4 protein-coding genes and 1 pseudogene are annotated in these 4,720 nt (G+C 40.1%); 3 read left to right on the top strand and 2 right to left on the bottom strand.

From position 1 onward, the window contains the following. Window positions 1-119: 119 nt before the first annotated feature. Window positions 120-317 carry a PLP-dependent transferase gene (locus IM479_RS05055; RefSeq protein ID WP_287685254.1) on the bottom strand — a complete coding sequence of 66 codons (198 nt, stop codon included), beginning with the start codon at window positions 315-317 and terminating at the stop codon, window positions 120-122. A gap of 643 nt (window positions 318-960) precedes the next feature. Here IM479_RS05055 and IM479_RS05050 point away from each other — a divergent pair. Together IM479_RS05050 and IM479_RS05045 are read left to right on the top strand one after the other, a co-directional pair. Beyond that, window positions 961-1,767, top strand: coding sequence for a prohibitin family protein (locus tag IM479_RS05050; RefSeq protein WP_287685255.1), 807 nt, complete (start codon window positions 961-963; stop codon window positions 1,765-1,767). Window positions 1,768-1,838: 71 nt separating this feature from the next. After that, window positions 1,839-2,003, top strand: a pseudogene (locus IM479_RS05045) (YidH family protein); the annotation flags it as partial. 113 nt (window positions 2,004-2,116) lie between these two features. Here the strand turns inward: IM479_RS05045 and IM479_RS05040 are convergent. Beyond that, complete coding sequence (locus IM479_RS05040) at window positions 2,117-3,499, bottom strand: hypothetical protein (protein ID WP_287685256.1); 1,383 nt, start codon at window positions 3,497-3,499, stop codon at window positions 2,117-2,119. A gap of 187 nt (window positions 3,500-3,686) precedes the next feature. Between IM479_RS05040 and IM479_RS05035 the strand changes: the two genes are divergently transcribed. Continuing rightward, a complete protein-coding gene (locus tag IM479_RS05035; RefSeq protein WP_287685257.1) occupies window positions 3,687-4,616 on the top strand; it encodes an AAA-like domain-containing protein in 930 nt (309 codons plus the stop codon). The last annotated feature ends 104 nt before the right edge of the window (window positions 4,617-4,720 follow it).

Genomic DNA, 4,720 nt, shown 5'->3' with positions numbered 1-4,720 from the left:
GTCAGTCTGTAGAGCGACCATAAGACCAGAACAGAGTAAATCTGTTAAGGCAGGTGCGGAACCCCGCAAGGGAAAGAAGCAGAAACCTAAATCGTGAGGTTTGGGAATCACCGTCCGTTTTACGGCGGTGAGGATGTCAAGATCCTGGTGTAGATGTTGCCGAACTCTTCCAGGGCAAACAGTCGCGCCCCGTGGTCGGCATCGTTGAAAACGTAGGAAGTGGTTTGATAGATGGGAACGGCGCGGGCGTTAGTTCCGGGGGCAGGTTCCCGGCCGGCGTGTACTTGTAGCGTCTCGAAACGGTAACGGTCAGACATAGATACTCACGGACGAAAATAAAGGGTAAATTCCTCGATCTGTGCGATCAAGGAAAAAGGGTGATTAAATGACCTCGTTAGGGGATGGAATTAGGTACAGTTAGGCTTATCCGCTTACTGTATTTAGGGTTCTACCATAGCCATTTCTGCGAGTCAATTTATCGAGATATCCTTTATACAAAATATCTTTTATGCCGAAACTAGATTGTGTTAAGGTAATTGCTACAAAAGAAAGTACCAGCTAGACTGGTGGCATGAGAATGTACCATTTAGACCAAAGGAAATTTTGTTATAATTGCTTCTGGATAACCCCGATTGCTTTCTTAGATAAATGCCTTTTTGGTCAAGTTTCTGACTAAAACTAACGAGATAATCGTTTTAATTCATGATTACTAAAACATTTAATCGGCGACTATGGTAACTATAAATAGACATTTATTTCCCGATATTTTGCCAGCCAGAAGCGAGAGAATGGACGAGACTAAATCTGACTTCATCTAAATAATATAGGACAAGTTTACCTTCATTTTCTAGTTGCTAAAATTCTTAAAATAGATAAAGCTATCGCTAATTACCAACCTAAAATCAGCCCTTTTATTTATTTGCAACCCCATCCCATCAACTATCTCTATTATCAATTAAAATGCTCAAAATCCGTCTTTTAGCTAGACCAAGTAATCTCTTTTTTTTGTTATTAATCTTGGCGATTATTTTTAATCCTTTCGTGATTGTCAATGCGGGAGAAAGAGGAGTTTTAATGGTCTTTGGTCAAGTACAGGATAAAATACTTAATGAGGGAATCCATGGGATTATTCCTGTTGTTAACACGGTGAAAAAACTAAGTGTGAGAATCCAAAAAGAACAGATAGCGGCCGAAGGTTCCTCCAAAGACCTACAGGAAGTATTTACAGATGTGGCCCTGAATTGGCATATTTTAGCATCAGAAGTTAATACTATTTTTCAACAAATTGGCGATGAAGCGGCTGTCATTGAACGAGTGATCGATCCAGCAGTGGAGGAAATTCTTAAGGCAGTTATGGCTAAATATACCGCCGAAGAATTAATTACTAAACGGGAGGAGGTGAAAGGAGAAGTAGATCATCGTTTGACCGAAAGACTGAAAAATTATCATATCGGTGTGGATGATATTTCTTTGGTTCATGTCAACTTTTCCGATCGCTTTACCGATGCGGTGGAAGCCAAACAAATCGCCGAACAGGAAGCTAAAAAAGCCGGTTTTATGGTGCTGAAAGCTCTGAAAGAATCGGAAGTAAAAATCAATCTGGCTAAGGGAGAGGCGGCAGCTCATCGCATTCTCCAAGATTCCTTAAGTCCAGAAGTTTTACAGAACAAAGCGATCGAAAGATGGGACGGTAAACTCCCCCTATTTATGGATGATAATCTGCTCAAGTCCCTTGAATTGGTTAAAGATAAGCGAAAAACTAGATGATAAAAACAATTTATTAAAACCAGAAGAAAGAATACTTGATTTTATTGAAGTTCACTGCGAGGAACTCCTCTATGCTGTTCAAATCCCGAAAGACAAGGCAGAAATTTAACCCTGATTACTGGCGAGATCATTCAGCCAACGAACGCACCTATCTGTCTTGGATGCGCGCCTCGATCGCTTTGATGGGTTTTGGTCTGGTCATTTTGCGTTTACGGACGGCATCTTCTACGGCCCTAGAGGTCTGTCAAAGCAATAATTATGGATAATGGGAGGAGTAAAATAAGCAAATTAACCCACTTGTATCCGTCAATTTCAACTTTACCAACTACTAGGGCCTGGTGATGAAACCCTAATTTTTCTCAATCGCGTAACAGAATCGGCCGATTTTCGGGGGATTTTCGGCCATGAGGTTGGCCGTGATCGTTTTTAGGCCTCGAAGAAAAGGGAGTAAATTATTCGTTTTCGAGCCATCTTGTTGATTATCCCGGCCGATTTGCCAGTTCCACTCTTCCCACCAAGGTTGTTCCTGTAGATTCTTGGCGACGAGATTGATCGTGAAGAGGTAAATTCCTGGTTCGGGAAACTTATCGGGGTGGATCGTGGTGACAAAATTTAGCTTTCGGGGAGCTTGTCCAGCTGGGGAATCGAGATTCCATTTGGAGATCTTGATCGCTTTTTGTAAATTGGAATCATCTTTTAAAACTTCTTTTGAGTTTTGAAATGTGTTCGAGAATTTATTGGGCATCTCGATGCTTTGTAAGGGTTCGATCGAACGGACATCGATCGCCACCGTATGCTCGCTCGTATCAAGGGAAACACTATCGGAAATCTCAATCGCATCTGTAGAAGTTTGCGGTATTTTCCAGAGTTGATTATTCTGGTCTTTAGCTTGAACTCTAAAGCCATTTAAGGATAGATTCCATTCTCCTAAAACTGCTTTTTCTTCGGCGGGTTTTTCTTCAATTTCTCGATCTAACAAAAATGGTTCCTTTACAAGATGATTGGGTGAAAAAATAGCAATTTTGCTATTGGCTAAAATATTCTCTTGGCGTTCTTTTAAGCTGGCAAAATATTGAGTTATGTCGTTGTGACGACCAATAAAAACTACATAAAATGGACGAAATTTATTGCTAGATTTCTCGTTGGGAAAGGGAAATTTTTTGATCCTGTTTTGCTCTTGCACATAGACGGTTCCTTCAAATTCGCTTTGAATCGCCCAAATCGCTACGGCGTATTCAGGATGCTTTGAGTTTAAATAAGTTTCTTGAATTTTTCTCGTGAGAAGTGTTACATCTCCCGATGCTTGATCGAGATCAGTAACAATAACCTGTAGGGAATTTTTTGTCCCTGGTTCGACAATTAGATTTTGAATAGGAGCGGAAACATCGGGAAAATCTGTACCATTATAAAAGGCGGGAAGTTGGGCTTTTCTAAAATCACTACGGGTGAGCGCATTTCCCGAACGATAGTATTGAACAGGAGTTTTACTGACTAAAGATAGGGTTTCGTCGAGCAGTTTTAGGGTTTGCACATAGAGGCTACCAGCATCGCTAACGTAGCCCAACATTGAGCTAGATCCATCCACTTGAATCGAGATGCCTAGAGGGGTTGAGCGAGTATCCGTCTGTTCGATCGGGGTAGGTATGCACGAAAAAGGCTTCTCTGCTGTATTGCAAGATACAATTCCTAAACAAGTGACTATTGTTATGACTAACCATCGAGCGCGCACCATTCGATCTCCTCGTGAACTACTGCTACCTTCTCTCCTATCCTAGGACGGATTCGACGAAATTGGCAGGATGAGAAGGAGTTAACTTTTTTTACAATCCCCCGTGTTGTAATAATAGCACTATAATATGTTAAGTATAGGTGTGCCGTTAATTTCGAGATAGATTAGTTGAAGGAGAAAGGGGACTAATATGTATATAATGCGGCCAGCAGATCAGGCACTCTATGAGAGGTTATCACATGGAGATGATTGTCTTGTTTTAAGTCCTCCAAAAACTGGAAAAAGTTCTTTACTAGAAAGAACTCGCTTGCATCTTGAAAATAATGGAGTTAAGTGCGTAAGTGTTCTGATGACCAAAAATCAGGGGGGTAATCTTAGAACTAGAAGTTCTGAAAAAGATTTCTATTGGGAATTTATTCACGATCTAGCGGAACAGTTCACGACTCAGAATGGTAACCAGCTATCGCACGATCAGGATTATCAAGCCGCTAGGCTTTCTACTAACATATCTAATGACCAGATTTTAAAATATTTTATCGAAAACATCTTATTAGAAAAAGTTCAAGATACCAGAATTGTTATTTTTATCGATGAACTAGAGTATCTTTTGAATCAAGAACCTTATTTTCCCGCATTTTCTCACCACTTTTTACAAACACTACTCTATTGCTACAATCAACGCAATTCCAGAGTTGCTAACAATCAAAATTTTCAGAGAATCACCTTTGCATTCTTTGGCGAGAAGAATTCTTTATCCTTAAATGAGCATAGCCAGTACAATCGTATTTTCGACCCAAACACCCAGATAGAGATTGGCGATTTTACACTTGATGACTTAAGCCAATGGCAGGGATTTAAACATTATTCAGCACGGGTTGATAGACTGAAAAATCTAGAAAAAGCACTCCAAGAAGTACTGTATTGGACAAATGGTCAACCACTACTGACCAATAAATTTTTACAATTATTTTTTGATTCCAATGATTTTACACTACCTTGGATTACGGAAGACATAGCGAAAGATTGCATTGCAAATATTGCTAACGAACGTATATCAGGAGTACGAGAAATTTCGGAGTATCTGAACAACATTCGTGAGATGCTAAATAGGGTTTGCTGAATAAAGCTAAAAACCTTACAGGAAAAGGCTTTTAGCTAGATTGAGAGTCGCTCAGGTGCCCCTGAATCTGCTAAAATTACTCAAAACCCTTGCATCTTCTCTCC

The sequence above is a fragment of the Microcystis sp. M165S2 genome, from assembly GCF_020245885.1.
Classification (GTDB): Bacteria; Cyanobacteriota; Cyanobacteriia; order Cyanobacteriales; family Microcystaceae; genus Microcystis.
This window is presented reverse-complemented; position numbering and strand designations above follow the sequence as displayed.